Genomic DNA, 19439 nt, shown 5'->3' on the forward strand with positions numbered 1-19439 from the left:
CGTCCCGCCGCGGCTCGCGCCTCGCGATCAAAGCCGCCGCAGTCGCGGCTTGCCGCGCCGCCCCAGCAGCAGGTCGGTCACCGCCCAGACCAGGGCGTCGGCCCGGTCCGGACTGTCACGTCCCCCGTCGCCCATCCGCATCAGCTCCTCCTCCAGCTCGGGAAAGGCGCCGCAATGGACCACGCGGCCCTGTTCATAGAGGGCGGCCACCGGCTCAGCCCGAAGCTGTTTCGCCAGATGCGCCCGCACCCCTCGCGTGCGCGCCCCGCACCGAGCCTGACGCAGAACCTCCATGACCATGTCCCCGCCCTGGTTGATCTCGGCGATGACCCAGTCGGCCTGATGTCTCGCGACGATCTCGGCCACGGCGGTCGCCCAGCCGATCGGCGATCGCCCCCGCACCGTGGCGTCCTCCAGCACATAGGCGGTGCCTCCGCGCCGCCCGACCACGACGATGCCGCAGGCGTCGCCGCCCGCCGTCGCCGGAGGATCGACGCCGACCACCACCGTCTCCAGATGATCCGGCGCGGCGCCTCTCGCCCGCCCCAGCATCTCGAGGCTCCACAGGGCGCCGTCGCCTTCCAGGACCCGGCCGTCGATCTCCTGCGCCTCCAGCCGCGTGCCGGCGTAAAGCGCCTTCAATCCGTCCAGAAACGCCGGCGACAGATTCGCCGCATTCACCGCCGTCCCGGCCCGGGTCACCACCGTCCCCGCCTCGTCGATCAGCGTCCTCAGGTCCCGGATCGGCCGGGGCGTCGTCGTCACCGCCAGCCTCGGCGCCTCGCCCAGGCGCAGGCCCAGCCTCAGACTGGCCAGGGTCTCGCCCGGCGCCTTCCAGGCGCAGAATTCGTCGGCCCAGGCGTGATGAAACTGCGGCCCTCTCAGCCGATCCGGCTCCTCGGCCGAAAAGGCTTGGGCGACGGCCCCGTTCGGCCAGACCAGACGCCGCCGCGACGCCTCATAGGCCGGCCGCTGATCGGGCGGCGCGATCGCCTTCAGTCCCGACGGCCCCTCGATCATCACTTCGCGCACGTCGTGCAGCGTCGGCCCGACCAGGGCCAGTCGCCGTCCGGGCTCCGCCAGACCGCTCAGCCATTCCGCGCCCGCCCGCGTCTTGCCGGCCCCTCGCCCGCCCAGGAACAGCCAGGTCCCCCAGTCGCCGTCATCCGGGATCTGACAGGGATGCGCCCAGGCGCGCCAGTCGGTCTCGATCAGGCTCAACACGTCCGCAGGCAGGGCATCGATCAGCGCCCTTCTGCTCGAGCTCGGCAGCGAGACCAGCCAGTCTGGCCAGCAGACGCTCTCGCCGGGCGACATCTCCGCCGGCTCCATCGACTTCATCTGCGCCCTTCACGTCCTTCTCCAGTCGATCCAACTTCAGGCGCCGTTCGCGCGCGGTGATCGCCAGGGTCACATTGCGCACCCGGCGCGCCATCGCGTCGTCGTCCAGCTCAACCCCGGTCAGCAGCAGGTCGTCCAGCCGCGCGTGAAAGGCGTCGACCGCCTTCTGCTTCTTGCGGGCTTCGGCGGCGAGCCGCTCGCGTCTTCTGGGCATGAACAGATCATAGGGCGCCCACGCCCTTCGGCCGGAAACGCGCCTCAACTTTCACGAATTCGCGTGTGAATTCAGCGATCGGAGGCGCCTATCTGCGCCAGAAGCGGTCAGCTTCTGTCGATATCGAACTCGGGCGCCTCGTGATCGACCGCATCCTCGGGCGCCGCAAGGTCCAGTTCGGAAAAGGTCTTGCCACGCACCGACACCCCGGCGCGATGCACGCTCTCCGGGTCCCCGGACACCAGCGGGTGCCACGCCGCCAGCGAGCGACCCTCGTGCAGCCGCCGATAGGCGCACGACCTGGGCATCCACTCCAGCGCCTCGATATTGTGCGGCGTCAGCTTGATGCAGTCCGGCACCTGGGCCTTCCGGTTCGCATAGTCCGAACACCGGCACAGCGCCCCGTCAAACAGCCGGCAATGCGCCCGCGTGGCGAACACCTCGCCCGTCTCCTCGTCCTCGAACCGGATCAGACAGCACAGCCCGCACCCGTCGCACAGGCTCTCCCACTCGACGGCGGACATCTCGGCCAGGGTCTTGGTTTCCCAGAAGGGCGGCATGAGGCGGCTCATACAGACCCGTCCGCCGAATGTCCCGATCCATCAGCGCGACGATCCATCGTGGCGTCCCTTCGCCGCGCCCGCTATACGCCCCGCCCATGGCCGCCCGTCCCCCCCTCGTCGCCCTCAAGGACGTCCGTCTTCAGGACGGGCCTCGCCCCCTGTTCGACGGCGTCGACATGGCTATGGAGCCGCGCAGCCGCGCCGCTCTGGTCGGCCGCAACGGCGCGGGCAAGTCCACCCTGATGAAGGTGGTCATGGGCCTGATCGAGCCGGACTCAGGCGACCGTTCGGTCCAGGCCGGAACCCGCTTCGCCTATGTGCCGCAGGAGCCGGTGATCATCGGCGACACGCTTCTGGACTACGCCGCGTCCGGAGAGGCCGAGCCCTGGACCGCCGAGGCCTGGCTGACGACCTTCGGCCTCGACCCCGCCAAGTCCACCCAAGGCCTGTCCGGCGGAGAAACCCGCCGCGCCGCCCTCGCAAAAGCGTTTGCCGAAGCCCCCGACCTGCTGCTGCTGGACGAGCCGACCAACCACCTCGACATCCTGGCCATCGAGTTGCTCGAGACCGAGATTCTGTCGGCCCGCTGCGCCGTCCTGGTGGTCAGCCACGACCGCGCCTTCCTGAACCGCATCACCGACACCGTCCACTGGCTGGAAGGCCGCCGCGTCCGCACCCTCGACAAGGGTTTCGACGCCTTCGACGACTGGGCCGCCAAGGTCATGGAGGAAGAGGCCGAATCCCTCCGCCGCCTGACCAAGAAGATCGAGGCCGAGACCTACACCTTCTACCGCTCGATCACCGCCCAGCGCACCCGCAACGAGGGCCGCGCCCGCGCCCTCGTCGCCATGCGGGCCGACCGGGCCGAACGGGTCCGCGACCTGCCCAAGGAGCTGAACCTCGGCGTCGATTCCGGCCCCCTGTCCGGCAAGCTGGTGGCGGAGATCAAGGGGGTGTCGAAAGGCTTCACCGCCGCTTCGGTGAAGAGTGCTGGTGAGCAAGAAGTGAGCCTCGACCGCGGCTCCGAGAGCGACCCCGCTCACCCCTCGCTCACCAGCACTCTTCACTCCTCCCGCCGCATCCTCTTCAAGAACCTCACCACCCGCATCCTGCGCGGCGACCGTTTGGGCATCGTCGGTCCAAACGGGGCGGGCAAGACCACCCTCGTCAAGGTGCTGCTCGGCGAACTGGCGCCGGACGAGGGCTCGGTCCGCATGGGCGCCAACCTTGAACCCGTCTATCTGGACCAGTCGCGCGAGGGGCTGAAATCCGACATGACCCTGTGGGACGCCCTGACGCCCGGCGGCGGCGACAGCATTCTGGTGCGTGGCCGCTCCATGCACGTGGCCGCCTACGCCAAGGACTTCCTGTTCCAGGAAGCCCAGCTGAAGCAGCCGATCTCCACCCTGTCCGGCGGCGAGCGCAACCGCCTGCTGCTCGCTCGCGCCCTGGCCCAGCCCGCCAACCTCCTGGTCCTCGACGAGCCCACCAACGACCTGGACATGGACACCCTCGACAAGCTCGAGGAGCTGCTGGAGGGCTATGACGGCACCCTGATCCTGGTCTCCCACGACCGCGATTTCATCGACCGCCTCGCCACCTCGACCCTGGCCCTGAACGGCCGCGGCGACATCGTCGAAACCCCCGGCGGCTGGACCGACTTCCTGCGCCAAAACCCCGGCTTCCTCATTCCTCCCCTTTCGGGGGAGGGGGACCGGCCAAGGGCCGGTGGAGGGGGCCAGACGTCGGGCGCCCGCGCCACGCCCGCGCCCCCGCCGAAAAAACCGACCAAACTCTCCTACAAGGACGCCCGCCGTCTGGAAGAACTGGAAGGCCTGCTCGAAACCCTGCCCGCCACGATCGCCAGACACGACGCGACCCTCGCCGACCCCGACCTCTATACCCGCGATCCCAAGGCCTTCGACGTCGCCATGAAGGCCGCCGAAAAAGCCCGCGCCGACCTCGAGGCCGCCGAGCTGGAATGGCTGGAGCTGGAAGAAAAGAAGGCGGCCCTGGCGGGCTGATCCAGCCTAACGGCCGCCACTCTCTCAAACCTGTGGACACAAGCACCGGCTTGAAAATTCTTTCGAATTTCGATCCATCCACCGATGTTCACAGACTTGCCCACCGCCGCCGGACGCATTGCGCACATCGGGGCTGTTTCGGGCGCTTGCCTCATAGCGGGTTTCGTCGGAACGTCAACGGGCCGAGGGACACGGCGGCGCGGAAATCCGGTGAGAGCCGGAACTTCAAGCGGACCGGTCCGGCTCTCTGACCCGACGTTTCGGGCGGTCTTCGGATCGTAACGAACGGGAGGCAGGGCCCAGGCTTCGGACCCCGAACGCTTCGGCGGACAGGGTCGCGGGGAACCAGGCCGGGATCGTTGGACGACGCGAGGTTTAGAGACCCCGCGAGACGCCTTCGAACAGGAGCCGCCAGATTACAGCCGACCGTTTCCGGGGCTCGCCCCGCAGACGCTGAAGCCAGGGATCTGAACCTCAACGGCCAAGTCCAACCCGGACTTGGCGAGGGGACGAGGAGCGCCGGTCCGCCGGAGCCCTTCGTCCCCTCGCTCAATTCCGGAACACGTTCCGGCCGGCTCGAACCTTGCTGATCAGACGCAAGGCCATTGCCTATCCGTAACTTGACCGGCGTTCGAAGGGCTTGTTCGCTGGTTCCGGCGCCAACTCCCGGAGCGCCGGTCGAGGCCGGAGCATGACGGACACCTCGCTTTTGCAATCTCGCGCGGCGGATCGTCTATGGCGACGCCAGGCTCTGCTCGCCGGCGCTCTCTACTTGTATATCGTCGTCGCCGGAGTGGTTTCGGAAGCGTTCGTCCGCGGCGCCCTGATCGACTACCAGGACGCCGCCGGGACCGCGCGGGCCATTCTGGGCCAAACGATGCTCTATCGGGCGGGATTCTCGCTCGAAATGGTCATGCACCTGTGCGACCTGGGCTTGGCCGTCCTCCTTTATCGGTTGCTGAAACCGCAAGGACCAGCTCTCTCGCTGTTCGCCGCCGTCCTTCGGCTCATGGTCGGCGCTGTCGCCGCAGTCCGCGCGCTGCTGCTTGCGGCCCCTCTGGTGCTGCTCGATGCACCCAACGGGATGGATGCTTTGTCCGGGCCACAAAGAGAAGCCCTGGCGCTCCTCGCCCTGCGGATGCACGGTCAGGCCTACGACATCGCCCTGGTCTTCTTCGGGGTCGCCCTCCTGGCTCTCGCCGTCCTCCTGGCCCGGTCGCCGCGTTTCTCGCCGCTCCTCGGCGCGATGATCGGCTTCGCCGGAGTTTGCTACCTTCTGAACAGTTTCGCCGGCTTCTTGGCCCCGCCCCTGCAGTCCGCAATGTTCCCCTTCATTCTTCTACCCTGCCTCGTCGCTGAAACGGTCCTGGCGATCTGGCTCGTGGCTTTGGGCGTCAGGAGATCGGATCCTTAGCGACGCGGTCGCTCACCGCCTGAGCGCGTCTCCTCCTCGCGCCGCACGCGGGGGGAGGTGGATCGGCGCCGCTTGCGCCGAGACGGAGGGGTTCTGCTACCTCCAAACCCGCCTTTCCTTCGCCGTCTCCGCGCTCTAGCTTCCGGCCCATGTCGCGCGACCAGAATCGCCCCCTCCTGACCCGCCGCCGCGCCTTGATCGCGGGCGGCGCGGCTGTGGTCGGCGCAGCCGCCGTGGGCCTGCGTGGCTGCGATCGCCAGGAAGCGCCCCTCGACGACCAGGGGCGTGTGCGCCTGCGCTTCGCCACCGACTGGCGCGCCCAGGCCGAGCACGGCGGCTTCTATCAGGCCCTGGCGTCCGGCGCCTACGAACGGCGCGGCCTGAACGTCCAGATCATCCAGGGCGGCCCGGCCGTGAACGTGCCCCAGCTTCTGGCCTCGGGCGCCGTCGAACTGGGCATGGGCTCCAACAGCTTCATCCCGCTGAACCTGGTGCAGGAGCGCGCCCCGGTGAAGGCCGTGGCCGCCTTCTTCCAGAAGGACCCCCAGGTCCTGATCGCTCACCCTGATCCCGCGCTGGACAGCATCGCCGATCTCGCCGGCCGCCCCTTCCTGCTGTCCGACGCCGCCCGCACCGCCTGGTGGCCGTGGCTCAAGGCCAAATACGGCTTCACCGACGATCAGGTGCGCCGCTACAACTTCAACCCGGCGCCCTTCCTGGCCGACCGCCGCGCCGTCCAGCAGGGCTATCTGACCAGCGAACCCTTCACGATCAGGCGTGAAGGCCGGATCGAACCCAAGGTCTTCCTGCTCGCCGACGACGGCTATGACTCCTACGCCGCCCTCGTGCTCGCCCCCAACAACTTCGCCCGCGACAACGCCCAGGCGCTGCGCAGCTTCATCGCCGCCTCGGTCGAGGGCTGGCGCGACTACATGAACGGCGACCCGACCGCCGCCAACGCCCTGATCCGGCGCGACAACCCCGACATGACCGACGAAATCCTGCTTCAGGCGCGAGAGGCCCTGAACGCCAACGGCGTGGTTGAGGGCGGCGATGCGGCCCTGTACGGACTCGGGGCCATGACCGCCGAACGCTGGCAGGGCTTCTTCGAGGCGGTGTCCTCGACGGGCGTCTATCCGACCTCGTTGAACTGGCGCGACGCCTTCACCGACGCCTACCTGCCCGGCCGTGGCTGATCCGGACCTTCCGGTTTCCGCCCCCCTGGTCGTCCTCGACGAAGCCCGTATCCGCTACGCCGCCTCCGGCCGCGTCATCGGCCCGCTTTCCCTGTCCATCGCGCCGGGGGAAATCCTGGCCGTCGTCGGCGCCTCCGGCGCCGGCAAGTCCAGCCTGCTGCGCCTCATCGCCGGCCTTGAAGCCGTCGCCGACGGTCAGGTCGCCCGGCGCGCCGCAAGGATCGGCTTCGTCTTCCAGGCGCCGACCCTGGCCCCTTGGCGCGACGCCCTGGCCAATGTCGCCCTGCCCCTGGAGCTGAACGGCGCGCCGGCTGCGACCGCCCGGGCGCAGGCCGGCGAAGCCCTTGCCGCCGTCGGCCTCGCCGACCATGGCCGGCGCTTTCCGCATGAGCTGTCCGGGGGCATGGCCATGCGCGTCTCCCTCGCCCGCGCCCTCGTGACCGATCCCGATCTGTTGTTGCTGGACGAGCCCTTCGCCGCGCTCGACTCGGCCAATCGCCGCCGCCTCGCCGCCCTTGTCCATGACCTCTGGCTGGCGCGGCCCCGCGCCGTCGTCTTCGTCACCCATGACGTGGAGGAGGCCGTTCATCTGGCCCGGCGTCTCGTCGTCCTCGGTCACGACGGGCGGATCGCCGAGAGCCTTGACCTGCCCGGGCCGGTCCCCAGACCCGAAGGATGGCGCACGACCGCCGACTACCGCCTCGCCGTCGAACGCGCGGCCCGTGCGCTGGAGCGCACCCTCGAAACGACCGAGGGCGTGACGTCATGAGCCGCCTGCTGCCCGCCCTCGGCCCGCCCCTCATCCTGACCATCGTCCTGGCGGCGGCCTGGACGGGACTTTGCACGGCGTTCGCCCTGCCGGCCTATCTGCTGCCGACGCCGGCGGCCGTCGCCGTCGCCCTGGTTGAGCGGGCGCCCGTCCTGGTTCCCTCGGCGCTTCGCACCCTGGCGATGGCGCTTCAGGCCCTGATCCTCGCCGCGGTCGTCGGCGGCGGTCTGGCGGCGGCCCTGTCGTTCAGCCGGCTGGCCGAACGCGCTTTCCGCCCGCTCGCCGTGGCCGTCCAGGTCACCCCCGTCGTCGCCATCGCGCCCCTGATCCAGATCTGGGTCGGGCTCGATCGCGCCGATCTGGCCGTCATCCTCCTGGCGGCCTGCGTCGCCTTTTTCCCGATCTTTTCCGGCGTGCTCACCGGTCTGCGATCGGCCGATCCGGATCTGGAGCGCCTGTTCGACCTGTACGGCGCCTCCCCGACGCAGCGGCTTCTCAAGCTGCGCGGCCCGACCGCCCTGCCCTTCATCCTCGAGGGTCTGCGCGTGGCGGCGGGCCTGGCGGTGATCGGGGCGGTGGTGGCCGAGTTCGTCGCCGGCTCCGGCGTCGCACAGGGACTGGCCTGGCGCATCCTGGAGGCCGGCAACCGCCTGCGCACGGCCGAGATGATGGCCGCCTTGGTCTGGCTGACTTTGCTCGGCCTCGGCCTCAACGGCGGCCTCGCCCTCCTGCGCGACGCCCTCCTGCGCCGACGCGGCGGGCAGCGTTAGCGCACGGTTAATCGCCGCACCCCTAGTCTGACGCCGCCACCCATGTGTGCGGAGCCGGCCATGTATCGCAGTCTCATCCATTTGGCGCCGATCGCCGCCGTCGGCCTCGCAGCCTCGGCGATGGCGCCGGCCGCCCAGGCGCAGGACATGCGCTATCTGTCCTGGACCGGAAAGCCGGCCGCCGCGCCGGCGCCCGCGCCGGTCTCCGCGGCCCCGACCTCCGGCGTCCGCTATCCCTCGATGGCGGCGATGGGCCGCCCGTCGCGCTACAGCCCCTCGGTCGCCTCGGGCGGCCTGACCCCGGCCGACGCCTGGTTCAACCCGGTCCAGCCGCGCCCGCAACCCGCGGGCGCCCCGCCCTATGGCGCGCACGCCGCGCCGCCGCCCGTCGCCCAGCCCTACGCAGCGGCCCCGACCCCGCCCACCCTGCCGCCGCCGCCCTATGCGCGCCCGCAGCCCGGCCAGCCGACCCTTCCTGTCCCGGCCTACGCCGCCGCCCCGACGCCGATGCAGATGCCGACGCCCCAAGGCTACCCGCCCATGACCTATGCGGCGCCGACCATGGCGGGCCCGGCCCCGCACCCGGTCCCGACCGCGCCCGTCCAGCAGGCCGCGCCCCCCGCAGCCTGGACCCAGCCCGGCTATGCGCCCCAGGTCTATTCGGGCGGCATGCCCGCGCCGTCCCAGCCGGCTCTGTCGCCGCAGACGCCTTCGCCCGTCGTCTCCGGCCCCGCCTGGGCCAGCCCCCAGCCCGCCATGACCGGCGCGACGGTCACCGATCCCATGGCCCCCCGCCGCGACGCGCCGATCTTCAGCATCCAGGCTGCGCGTGACGCCGGCCAAACCCCGACGTCTCAGGCCCCGACGCCCCAGCCTCCCGCGCAACCCATGGCGCAGGGACCTTCGCAGTTCCCGACCGTCCAGGCTTCGCCACCGCGCGAGGGCGCCCGCTACTATTCGGTCCACCGCCAGGCCGGACGCGAGCCCGATCCGGCCGAGATTCCCGACAGCGTCTATGCGGTCATCCCGGAGGGCGCCTTCCTCGACGCCGCCCGCCCCGACCTCGCCGACCCGCCCCCCGCGCCGGTGGCCACGAGGACCATCAACGGCCGCATCCAGGCGATGAATCGCGGCGACGATCCCAGTCTGCCTTGACCCAGCCTTCCTTGACCCAGAGCTCCCCGATGCCCGTCGACGCCTCCTCCGGCTCCCGGCTGCCGGAGCTGATCGCCCTCGCAGAAGAAGCCTCCAGCGACAGCCGGCGGGCCCTGTTGCGCGAGCTGACCGATTCCTTTTTCGGCGCCGCCACCCGACCGGTCGCGGAGCAGGCGCTCTACGACGACGTCCTCTCGCGGCTGGCTGACGAGATGGAGATCGGCGTGCGGGAGGAGCTGGCCCAGCGTTTCGCCGATTCGCCGTCCGCGCCCCGCGGCCTTGTTCGGCGCCTGTCCATGGATGACGCGCGCGTCGCCGCGCCCGTTCTCGCCCGGTCGCCGGTCCTGACCGAGGACGACCTCATGGCCGTCGCCCGCAGCCAGGGCCAGGAACACCTGCGGGCTCTGTCCAGCCGATCCGGGATGAGCACGGCCGTCTCCGACGTCCTGGTCGAGCGCGGCGACGATCAGACGCTCGGCGTCCTGCTGGCCAACCCCTCCGCTCCCCTGTCCCGGGCTTCGGCCGAGATCGCCGTCCGCCGGGCCGGCGCCAACCCCGCCCTGCATGAGGCGGCCGTCGAACGCCGGAACCTGCCGCCCGATCTGCTGAACCAGATGTATTTTGTGGTCGAGGCGCGTCTGCGCCGCCGAATCCTGGAGCGCAACGCCGACATCCCGGCCGATCAGCTCGAACAGGCCCTGTCCGCCGTTCACGCCCGCGTCGCCGTCGAGGACGGCGCCCTGCCGGCCGACTATCCCCAGGCGGTCATCGACGCCCGCGCCGTGACGGCGTCGGGTTCCGTCTCGCCGGAGGCCCTGGTCACGCTTCTGCGGCGACCGTCGCGCACCGCCTTCCTTGTGGCCCTGGCTGACCTCGCGGACGTAGACTACGCGCTCGCCGCCCAGATCGTCGAGCGGCGGGAAATCGACGCCCTGGCGGTGCTCTGTCGCGCGGCCGACCTGGACCGGGCGCTGTTCCTGACCTTCGTCATCGCCATCCTCGGGGGCGGCGACGCCAACGCCATCGGCCAGGCCAAGTCCTATGGGCGTCTCTATGGGGACCTGACACGCGATCAGGCGCTTCGGACGGTGCGATTCTGGCGCGCCCGTCGCGGATCACAGGCGGCCTGATCCGCTCCGACCGGGCCTACCGCCTGAAGTCTTCACCCAGCGCCATGGCGGCGGCCCGCTCGGCGACGGAATATTCGCCGATGGCGCTTTCGTCGCCTTCCCGGATCGCCAGCACCAGCTCCGGCGTCAGGGCGGACGACAGGGCCCAGTTCCAGTATCTCAGCACCGTCTGGGCGCGATCGACGGCCAGCATCTCATAGGTGACGATCACCCGTTCCCAGTCCGGATGCGGCGCGCCGTCCGCCGTGACCTCCGGTCGACGCATGGAGCGCCACAGATTGCGCAGGTCCTGCCGGCCCATGCCCGTGCCCTTGCACAGGATGGCCAGCGGCTCGCCGCCGGCGTCGCCCATGATCTTGGCGCCGGTCAGCGGCTTGATCCCGGACAGATAGGCGATTTCGGCCGCCACCTCGCGCTTCAACCCGCCCTCGGCCGCCACGGCGACGGCATGCTCCAGACTGTCATAGGGGCTTTTCTCGATCGCGGCGCGATTGCGCTGGCGACGTTCGATGAACTGCAACGCCTTGCGTGACACTGCGTCCTGCCATCCCTCGGCGGCGGCCATGGCGAAGACGTCCTCCACCACCTCCTGCATGACCTCGCGCGAGACCGCGAACCGCTGGAGGATGGTCTTGCGTTCCTCCGGCCCGCACCACCAGAACATCACATAGGCCCCGGACGGCCGCAGCTCCGGCCTCCGCAGCAGGGGCGCGCATAGCGCCGTGACGCCACGGCTCAACCCGACGATATGCTCGACGCCGCTCTGCGACAGCCGGGCTTCGCCGTTGCGCAGCAGCGCCTCGATCGTCGGCGTCTCCTCGTGGCGGATCAGTTCCTCGGTCACCACCTCGGACAGACCGCGACGGCGCGCGATCATCAGCCGATGCTCCGCCCCGGCGTCGCGGGCGCAGCCCAGCAGGTCCGCGTCGTTCAGCGCCGCACACCGATCGATCAGCAGGCCGGCGATCTCGGGCGCATCGCGCAGCAGGAACCGGGTCAGGGCGTTGGGCGCCTCGCTCAAGGGCGCCAGGCGCTCGGCCACCCGCTTCCGCTCCGGAAAGCTGGCCAGCCGCAGCATCTCGACCAGCAGGTCTCCCGTCACCGCCCGTTCGAACGCATTGATCCGGCTGCCCGGCAGGGACACCACGTCGGCCAGCCGTTTCAGCAGGGCCGCACGCGACTTCGGCGTCGCCGGCGCGGGAGGCGGCGACGCGACGCCGTCCTCATCAGGGAGCAGGGCCTCGGACATGGAACGGGAATCTATCCACGATCGGTTAACCGCGCGTGACGCAGCCGGGGGCCTAAGACCAAAGTCGCGCTCTCCAAGCCGCACCGCGCCTGCCATGGTGCCGGAATGCGATCTGTCCGCTCCAGCGGACGACGCCATACAAGGCCGCAAAGGCAGAGCGAGGGAGGCTCACACCATGACAGACAGCGCCATCGGCGCCCCGAACCAGGAAGACCACGTCGTCGGTCGCAACGACAAGCTCGTCATCCTGGCCTCATCCGTGGGCACCGTCATCGAGTGGTACGATTTCTATCTGTACGGCTCGCTCGCCGCGATCATCACCGTCCAATTCTTCTCGGGCGTGAATGAGACCACCGGCTTCATCTTCGCCCTGATGGCGTTCGCCGCGGGCTTCGCGGTCCGACCGTTCGGGGCCATCGTCTTCGGTCGCCTCGGCGACCTGTGGGGCCGCAAGAACACCTTCCTCGTCACCATGCTCCTGATGGGCCTGTCGACCTTCATCGTCGGCATCCTGCCGTCCTATGCGGCCATCGGCATCGCCGCCCCGATCATCCTGGTGCTGATGCGGCTGATCCAGGGTCTGGCCCTGGGCGGCGAATACGGCGGCGCCGCCACCTACGTCGCCGAGCACGCCCCACAGGGCAAGCGCGGCTTCTACACCTCCTTCATCCAGATCACGGCTACGGTCGGCCTGCTGCTCAGCCTGGTCGTGATCCTCGGCGTCCGGTCCGTGCTGGGCGAGGAAGCCTTCGCGAGCTGGGGCTGGCGCATCCCGTTCCTGGTCTCGATCCTGCTGCTGGGCGTCTCGCTGTGGATCCGCCTGAAGCTGTCGGAAAGCCCGGCCTTCCAGCGCATGAAGGCCGAGGGCAAGGGCTCCAAGACCCCGCTCAAGGATTCCTTCGGCAAATGGCCGAACCTGAAACTGGTGCTGATCGCCCTTCTGGGTCTCGCCGCCGGTCAGGCCGTGGTCTGGTACACGGGCCAGTTCTACGCCCTGTTCTTCCTGGAGCGGGTGCTCAAGGTGGATCCGTCCCTGTCGAACGTCCTGATCGCCGCCGGCCTGTTCCTGGCCACGCCCTTCTTCATCTTCTTCGGCTGGCTGTCGGACAAGATCGGCCGCAAGCCCATCATCCTGGCGGGCTGCCTGCTCGCAGCCCTGACCTACTTCCCGCTGTTCCAGGCCCTGACGGCCGCGGCCAATCCGCGCCTCGCCGAGGCCGCCGCCTCGGCGCCGGTCACCGTCTACGCCGACCCGGCCGACTGCCACGTGCAGTTCGACCCCATCGGCAAGACCGTGTTCAACCACTCCTGCGACCTGGCCAAGTCCTACCTGGCCAAGGCGGGCGTGACCTACACCAACGTCGAGGCTCCGGCCGGAACCGTGGCCGAGGTCCGCATCGGCGACCGGTCTGTGGTCCAGAGCTTCCGCGGCCAGGATCTGTCGACGGCCGAGTTCGCCGCCGAGAAGAAGGCGTGGGACGCGGGTCTGGGCCAGGCTCTGGCCGACGCCGGCTATCCGGCCAAGGCCGACAGCGCCCTGGTCAACAAGCCCATGGTGATCGGCATCCTGTTCATCCTGGTGCTCTATGTGACCATGGTCTACGGCCCGATCGCGGCGGCCCTGGTCGAGATGTTCCCGACCAACATCCGCTACACCTCAATGTCCCTGCCCTATCACATCGGCAACGGCTGGTTCGGCGGCTTCCTGCCCACGACCGCCTTCGCCATGGTCGCGGCCACGGGCAACATCTACTATGGCCTCTGGTATCCGATCGCCATCGCCGTCCTCACGGTCATCGTCGGCTTCCTGTTCGTGAAGGAAGGCAAGGACGTGGATCTTCACGCCTGATCCTGCTCGGGCGTGAACCTGGGGGGCGGGTCGATCGGACATCCGGTCGACCCGCCCTTCGCCGTTGCGGTCGCTCCTCACGCCCCGGCTTGCCGTCGGCGACCTGACGGCCTCTAGATGCGAAACTTATGGCCCCCGCCTTCCCTTTCGTCCTGCTCGGCCTGGTGCTCGCCTATATGGCGGCCCTGTTCGTCATCGCCTGGCGGGGCGAGCGGCCCGGCGCGGGCGCAGGCCGGGGCGTGGGCCCGACGGGCTACGCCCTCTCCCTGGCCATCTACTGCACCTCCTGGACCTACTACGGCGCCGTCGGCACGGCGGCCCGCGACGGCTGGGAGTATCTGCCCATCTACCTGGGACCGGCCGCCGGCCTGATCCTGCTGTTTCCGGTCTGGCGTCGCATCGCCGCCGCCGCCCGACGCGAGAACGTCGGCTCCATCGCCGACTTCCTGTCCTCCCGCTACGGCAAGAGCGGAACCCTGGGCGCCCTGGTCGCCGTCGTGGCCATCCTGGGATCCCTGCCCTACATCGCCCTGCAGCTGAAGTCCCTGTCGATGGCCTGGCGACTGGTCACCCACGACACGCCGGTGGCCGGCTCCGAGCGCGTGACGGTCACGGTGATCGCCCTCCTTCTGGCCGCCTTCACCATCCTGTTCGGCGCGCGCCGGTCGGATCTGACGGAACACAATCGCGGCCTGATCCGCGCCATCGCCCTCGAATCGATCGTCAAGCTCGCGGCCCTGGTCGCCGCCGCCGGTTTCGCCGTCGTCCTGCTGCTGGGCGCGCCGTCTGCCGAGACCGTCACCCGCGCCCTTGGCGGTCTGACCGCCTACCCGACCGTCGACAGCCGGTTCCTGGCGCTCAGCCTGGTGGCCCTCGCCGCCGTCTTCTGCCTGCCGCGTCAGTTCCATGTCGGCTTCGTCGAAGGCGGCGACGCGGCCGACCTCCGTCGCGCCCGCTGGGTCTTTCCTCTCTATCTGCTCATCACCTCCCTGGCGGTGATCCCCCTGGTCGCGGCAGGCGGCCTGTTCGCCAACGTGGCCGACCCGGACCTGTTCGTCCTCGACATCCCCTTCCGCGCCCAGGCCCATGTCCTGACCGCCGTGGTGTTCGTCGGCGGCTTCTCGGCGGCGACCGCCATGGTCATCGTCGAGACCGTCGCCCTGTCGGCCATGGCCTCCAACAGCCTGATCCTGCCGCTGATCGCCCGCGACCGCTGGCAGGGGCGTGAGGCGGCCTCAGACATGGCCGGCGCCATCCTGCAGGTCCGCCGCATCGCCATCTGCGTCGTGTTGTTCCTCGGCTGGCTATGGTTCCAGGCCATCGATCGCTCCACAGGCCTGGCCTCCATCGGCCTTGTCTCGTTCGCCGCCCTGGCCCAGCTCGCCCCGGCGCTGTTCGGCGCGGTGCTCTGGCGCGACGGCCATGCGCGCGGCGCCATCGCCGGCATCCTGGTCGGCATGGCGATCTGGGCGGTCTTCCTCGGCCTGCCCCAGGTCGGCGCAGCTTTTGGCTTCGGCGCGGGCGGCCTCAACCCTTTCGGCCTGTCGGACCCCCTGCCGACCGGCGTCGCCCTCAGCCTGGCCGCCAACCTGTCGGTCTATGTCTGGGTCTCGCGTCGCGCGCGCCCCCGGCTGATCGACCGGGTGCAGGCCAGCGCCTTCGTCGATCGCTACGCCCGTGACGGACACGATCCCGTCGCCGGTCCCTCGGGCGCCTCTGTGGGCGACCTGCGGACGCTCGTGGCCCGCTTCCTCGGCGAGGCCGGCGCCCGCCGCGCCTTCGCCGTCTTCGCCCAGGAGACCGGCCGCCCCCTGCGAGACGCCGATCCCGCCGACACCGGCCTGGCCCGCGCCGCCGAGCGGATGCTGGCCGGAGCGGTCGGCGCCCCCTCGGCGCGCCGCGTCATCGCCGCCGCCCTGGCCGGAGGCGGTCGCGCGCCGGAAGACGTCGTCCGAATGCTCGACGAGGCGTCCCAGGCCGTCCAGTTCAACCGCGAACTGCTACAGGCCGCCCTCGACAACATCGACCAGGGCGTCAGCGTCGTGGACGAGGACCTGCGGCTCGTCGCCTGGAACGCCCGCTACATCGAACTGTTCGATCTCCCCGCCGGCTACGTTCACGTCGGCCTGCCGGTCTCCGCCGTCTACCGACTCAACGCCGAGCGCGGCGAGGTGGACAAGGCCGACATCGAACCCTGGATCGAGCGCCGGCTGGACGCCCTCCGCCGACGCACGCCGCACGATCACGAACGCGCCCAGCCGAACGGCCGCATCCTGCGCTCGACCGGGTCCCCCATGCCCGACGGCGGCTATGTGACCACCTATTCCGACATCACCGAACTGCGCCGCGCCGCCCAGGCCCTGGCCGAGGCCAACGAACGGCTGGAGGCGCGCGTCGCCGACCGCACCGCCCGCCTCGACGAAGCCCGCCGCACCGCTGAGGCCGCCGTGGCGTCGAAGACCCGCTTCCTCGCCGCCGCCAGCCACGACCTGCTGCAGCCGCTGCACGCCGCCCGCCTGTTCATCGCGGCCCTGCGCGACCCCGGCTCGAACGGTGATGCGTCAGCGGCGCGCGACCTTGCCGAAAATGCCGACAGGTCGATCGAAAACGCCCACGGCCTGCTCAAGGCCCTGCTGAACCTCTCCCGCCTCGAAGCCGGCGGGATCAAGCCCGCCGTCGCCCCTCTGCCGCTGCAGGGTTTGTTCGACGATCTGGAGCGGGAGTTCGCGCCGCTCGCCCGCGCCAAGGGTCTGTCCCTCCGCTTCGTCGCCGACCGCCGCTGGGCCGCCTCGGACCGCGACCTTCTGCGCTCGTTGCTCCAGAACCTGGTCGGCAACGCCATCCGCTACACCGACAGTGGCGGCGTGCGAGTCGGTGTCCGCACCCTCGGCAGCGAGTTGCGCATCGAGGTCGTCGACACGGGTCGAGGCATCGCCGCAGATCAGCGCGAGGCCGTGTTTTCCGAGTTCACCCGCCTGCCGGGCGTCACCGGCGACGAACCGGGCGTCGGCCTCGGCCTGGCGATCGTCCGAAGCGTCGCTGGTCTTCTCGGACATCGCCTCGACCTGTGGTCCGAAGTCGGCAGGGGATCACGCTTCGGCGTGACGGCGCCCCGCGCCACGCCCCAGGCTGCGATCGCCGCACCCTCCTCCGCGCCGATGTCCCGCCGCGGCCCCGCGCCGCGCCGCGTACTCTGCGTGGACAACGAGCCCTCCATCCTGCACGGCCTCAAACTGCTCCTGGCCAAGTGGGGGCTGTCGGCGGTCACCGCGCCGGACGCCGCCGCCGCGCTCTCGGCCTCCGGCCCGTTCGATGCGGCCCTGGTCGATCTGCATCTCGGAGACGGCCCGGACGGCCTGTCCGTGATCGCCGCCCTCCGCGCGCAGGGTGTCTCTCACATCGCTTTGATCACGGCCGACGCCGAGGAAGACCTGGCCGCCCGCGTGGCGGCGACCGGGGCGGTCCTCCTCTCCAAGCCGGTGCGCCCGGCCGCCCTCAAGGCGTTTTTGATGCGCCCGGTTCAGGACGAGGCATAGGCTTCAGCCCTCGAGCTCCAGGCTCTGCGCCGCGATCACCGCCTGCGTCCGGTTATGCACGCCCAGCTTTCGGAACACGCCGGTCAGATGCGCCTTGATCGTCGCCTCGGTGACTCCGAGGTCCCAGGCGATCTGCTTGTTCAGCCGCCCCTTCTTCAGCCCGACCAGGATGCGCAGCTGCGACGGCGTCAGGCTGGCGATCCGCGCCTCCATCTCCGCCGTTTCCGCGTTCTCCGGCTCCAGCCCCTCGGGCGTCCAGGTTTCGCCCTCCAGCACGGCGGAAATGGCCAGCACCATCTGGTCGAGATCCGCAGATTTCGGAATGAAGCCCGACGCGCCGAAGGCCAGGGCGCGCCGCACGGTCCGCGCATCCTCGCTGGCCGAAACCACCGCCACCGGCACGGCGGGATAGTCGGCCCTTATGCCGGTCAGACCGGCGAACCCGTCGCTGTCCGACAGCTTGAGGTCCAGCAGCAGCAGTCCGATCGCCGTCCCGCCCGCCGCCAGCGCTTCTCGCGCGCCCTGCAGACTGGGCGTCTCGACCACCTCCCGCCCCGGCGCGGCCCGGCTCAGGGCCGAAACCAGGGCGGCCCGGAACAACGGATGATCGTCGGCGATGACGATGCGGTCCATCAGGTTTCTCCCACAAACAACCCGGTCTGGCGCCGGACTTCCGCGCCAATCTGCCACCCCCCGACCTTGGTCGAAACTAGACCTAAGCCCAATGGCCGCGAAGACGGCCTGTCCGGAAGGTGGCGATGTCGAGGCGCACGTCAGATGCGCCCGCCTACCCGGAGGACATCACCATGAATCGCTTCTGCACGCGCACCCTTGCCTTGGGCGGCGCCGCCGCCCTCGCCCTGATGACCACGCCCGCCCTCGCCCTGCCCCAGACCGACACCGCCGCCCTCGAGGCGCGCATCGCGCTGCTGGAGGCGCAACTGGCGGCGCTGAGGTCCGAGGTGCAGTCCACATCCACGGTCCAGACCGCCCAGACCCATGCCCTGGCGCAGGACATCCTCCGCATCGAAAACCGGCCTGTCCCCGCACCCGCCGCTCCAGCCCCGTCCGCTTCGGCCGACGGCTTCCGCGTCGGCCAGAACACGCTCAAGTTCGGCGGCTTCATCAAGGCCGACTACATCGCCTCCTCCTATTCCGGCGGCGACCCGGCCAACGGCGACGCCTTGCGTGACTTCTACCTGCCCGGCGCGATCCCGGTCGGCGGCTCGGACGAAGGCACGGCGGCCGACTTCAACGCCCGCCAGACGCGTTTCTGGCTGACCACCGACGGCGTCATAGGCGGCCGAAAGGTCGGAACGCGCATCGAGATGGATTTTCAGGTCCTGCCCGGAACCGGCGACCAGCGCACCACCAGCCCCTCCACCCCCGCCCTGCGCCGCGCCTTCGTCACCGTCGACAACTGGCTGTTCGGCCAGGAATGGACCAACTTCCAGAACCTCGGGGTTTTGCCCGACAGCGCTGACTACATCGGCGCGTCGGAAGGCACGGCCTTCGCCCGCCAGGTCCAGGTCCGCTACACGCGCGGCCCCCTCTCCATCGCTCTGGAGAACCCCGAGACCACCGTCACCCCCTATCTGGCCGCGACCCGCATCGTCGCCGACGACAACAGTCTGCCGGACCTCACGGTCCGCTACGCCGTCGCCCGCCCCTGGGGTGAGGCCTCCATCGCCGGGCTGCTGCGCCAGCTGAAGTACGAAACCACCGGAGCCGGCGCGATCGAGAGCTCCACCGTCGGCTGGGGCGTCTCCGCCGCCGCCAAGCTCAAGATCGGCGACAGGAACGACCTGCGCCTGATGCTGACCGGCGGCGAGGGCATCGGCCGCTATGTCGGTCTCAACTTCGCCAATGACGCCGTGCTGGACGCCTCGGGCGAACTGGAGACCATCGGCGTCGTCGCCGGCCTGGCCAGCTATCGCCACGTCTGGTCGCCGCAGTGGCGGTCCAACCTGACCTGGTCGGCCCAGAGCGTGGACAATGATCGCGCCCTGGTCGGCTTTGGCGTCAACAAATCGGCCCAGAGCCTCCGGGCCAATCTGATCTGGACTCCTCTGCCCGCGATGGACGTGGGCGCCGAGTTGATGTTCGGTGAGCGTGAACTGGAATCCGGCGCTTCCGGCGACATGACCCGCCTTCAGGTCTTCGCCAAATACGGTTTCTGAGACAAGACCAGGGTGAGGATTGCGCAGTGAGCGACCACGATCAGGACAT

15 protein-coding genes are annotated in these 19439 nt (G+C 70.0%); 10 read left to right on the plus strand and 5 right to left on the minus strand.

Annotated features, from left to right (window positions below; all coding sequences use genetic code 11):
- Positions 1-27: 27 nt before the first annotated feature.
- The 3 genes from ACO2Q1_RS12375 to ACO2Q1_RS12385 all read right to left on the minus strand — a co-directional run bounded on the left by ACO2Q1_RS12375 (position 28) and on the right by ACO2Q1_RS12385 (position 2127).
- A complete protein-coding gene (locus ACO2Q1_RS12375; protein WP_423329775.1) occupies positions 28-1224 on the minus strand; it encodes a DNA-packaging protein in 1197 nt (398 codons plus the stop codon).
- The gene (locus ACO2Q1_RS12380; protein WP_423329776.1) at positions 1163-1555 is read right to left on the minus strand and encodes a hypothetical protein; all 393 of its coding nucleotides are present in this window, start codon (positions 1553-1555) and stop codon (positions 1163-1165) included. The genes ACO2Q1_RS12375 and ACO2Q1_RS12380 overlap by 62 nt, the downstream gene beginning before the upstream one ends.
- 107 nt (positions 1556-1662) lie before the next feature.
- Positions 1663-2127 carry a YcgN family cysteine cluster protein gene (locus tag ACO2Q1_RS12385; protein WP_423329777.1) on the minus strand — a complete coding sequence of 155 codons (465 nt, stop codon included), beginning with the start codon at positions 2125-2127 and terminating at the stop codon, positions 1663-1665.
- An 86-nt stretch (positions 2128-2213) separates the two neighbouring features.
- Between ACO2Q1_RS12385 and ACO2Q1_RS12390 the strand changes: the two genes are divergently transcribed.
- From ACO2Q1_RS12390 to ACO2Q1_RS12420, 7 genes are all read left to right on the plus strand, one after another.
- Positions 2214-4142 (plus strand): ABC-F family ATP-binding cassette domain-containing protein, encoded by a 1929-nt coding sequence (locus ACO2Q1_RS12390; RefSeq protein WP_423329778.1) that lies wholly within the window; start codon positions 2214-2216, stop codon positions 4140-4142.
- A gap of 691 nt (positions 4143-4833) precedes the next feature.
- Positions 4834-5556, plus strand: a complete 723-nt coding sequence (locus tag ACO2Q1_RS12395; RefSeq protein WP_423329779.1) for a DUF4386 domain-containing protein — start codon at positions 4834-4836, stop codon at positions 5554-5556.
- Positions 5557-5705: 149 nt separating this feature from the next.
- Positions 5706-6752 (plus strand): ABC transporter substrate-binding protein, encoded by a 1047-nt coding sequence (locus ACO2Q1_RS12400; RefSeq protein WP_423329780.1) that lies wholly within the window; start codon positions 5706-5708, stop codon positions 6750-6752.
- Positions 6745-7521: an ABC transporter ATP-binding protein gene (locus tag ACO2Q1_RS12405; RefSeq protein ID WP_423329781.1), complete on the plus strand. Its 777-nt coding sequence runs from the start codon at positions 6745-6747 to the stop codon at positions 7519-7521. The genes ACO2Q1_RS12400 and ACO2Q1_RS12405 overlap by 8 nt, the downstream gene beginning before the upstream one ends.
- Positions 7518-8291, plus strand: a complete 774-nt coding sequence (locus ACO2Q1_RS12410; protein ID WP_423329782.1) for an ABC transporter permease — start codon at positions 7518-7520, stop codon at positions 8289-8291. Before ACO2Q1_RS12405 ends, ACO2Q1_RS12410 begins: the two co-directional genes overlap by 4 nt.
- Positions 8292-8351: 60 nt before the next feature.
- On the plus strand, positions 8352-9446 hold the full coding sequence (locus ACO2Q1_RS12415) for a hypothetical protein (protein WP_423329783.1): 1095 nt from the start codon (positions 8352-8354) through the stop codon (positions 9444-9446).
- Between the two features lie 29 nt (positions 9447-9475).
- Complete coding sequence (locus ACO2Q1_RS12420; RefSeq protein ID WP_423329784.1) at positions 9476-10576, plus strand: DUF2336 domain-containing protein; 1101 nt, start codon at positions 9476-9478, stop codon at positions 10574-10576.
- A gap of 16 nt (positions 10577-10592) precedes the next feature.
- Here the strand turns inward: ACO2Q1_RS12420 and ACO2Q1_RS12425 are convergent, their stop codons facing one another.
- Positions 10593-11825, minus strand: coding sequence for a DUF2336 domain-containing protein (locus tag ACO2Q1_RS12425; protein WP_423329785.1), 1233 nt, complete (start codon positions 11823-11825; stop codon positions 10593-10595).
- 175 nt (positions 11826-12000) lie between these two features.
- On the opposite strand from ACO2Q1_RS12425, the gene ACO2Q1_RS12430 reads away from it, so the two are divergent.
- Together ACO2Q1_RS12430 and ACO2Q1_RS12435 are read left to right on the plus strand one after the other, a co-directional pair.
- Positions 12001-13674 carry an MFS transporter gene (locus ACO2Q1_RS12430; protein ID WP_423329786.1) on the plus strand — a complete coding sequence of 558 codons (1674 nt, stop codon included), beginning with the start codon at positions 12001-12003 and terminating at the stop codon, positions 13672-13674.
- A gap of 128 nt (positions 13675-13802) precedes the next feature.
- On the plus strand, positions 13803-17210 hold the full coding sequence (locus ACO2Q1_RS12435; protein WP_423329787.1) for a PAS-domain containing protein: 3408 nt from the start codon (positions 13803-13805) through the stop codon (positions 17208-17210).
- A 3-nt stretch (positions 17211-17213) separates the two neighbouring features.
- Here the strand turns inward: ACO2Q1_RS12435 and ACO2Q1_RS12440 are convergent, their stop codons facing one another.
- A complete protein-coding gene (locus ACO2Q1_RS12440) occupies positions 17214-17843 on the minus strand; it encodes a response regulator (RefSeq protein ID WP_423329788.1) in 630 nt (209 codons plus the stop codon).
- A 173-nt stretch (positions 17844-18016) separates the two neighbouring features.
- On the opposite strand from ACO2Q1_RS12440, the gene ACO2Q1_RS12445 reads away from it, so the two are divergent.
- Positions 18017-19390: a DcaP family trimeric outer membrane transporter gene (locus ACO2Q1_RS12445; protein WP_423329789.1), complete on the plus strand. Its 1374-nt coding sequence runs from the start codon at positions 18017-18019 to the stop codon at positions 19388-19390.
- The last annotated feature ends 49 nt before the right edge of the window (positions 19391-19439 follow it).

This window comes from Brevundimonas sp. VNH65, from assembly GCF_049445955.1.
In the GTDB taxonomy this organism is placed as follows: Bacteria; Pseudomonadota; Alphaproteobacteria; order Caulobacterales; family Caulobacteraceae; genus Brevundimonas.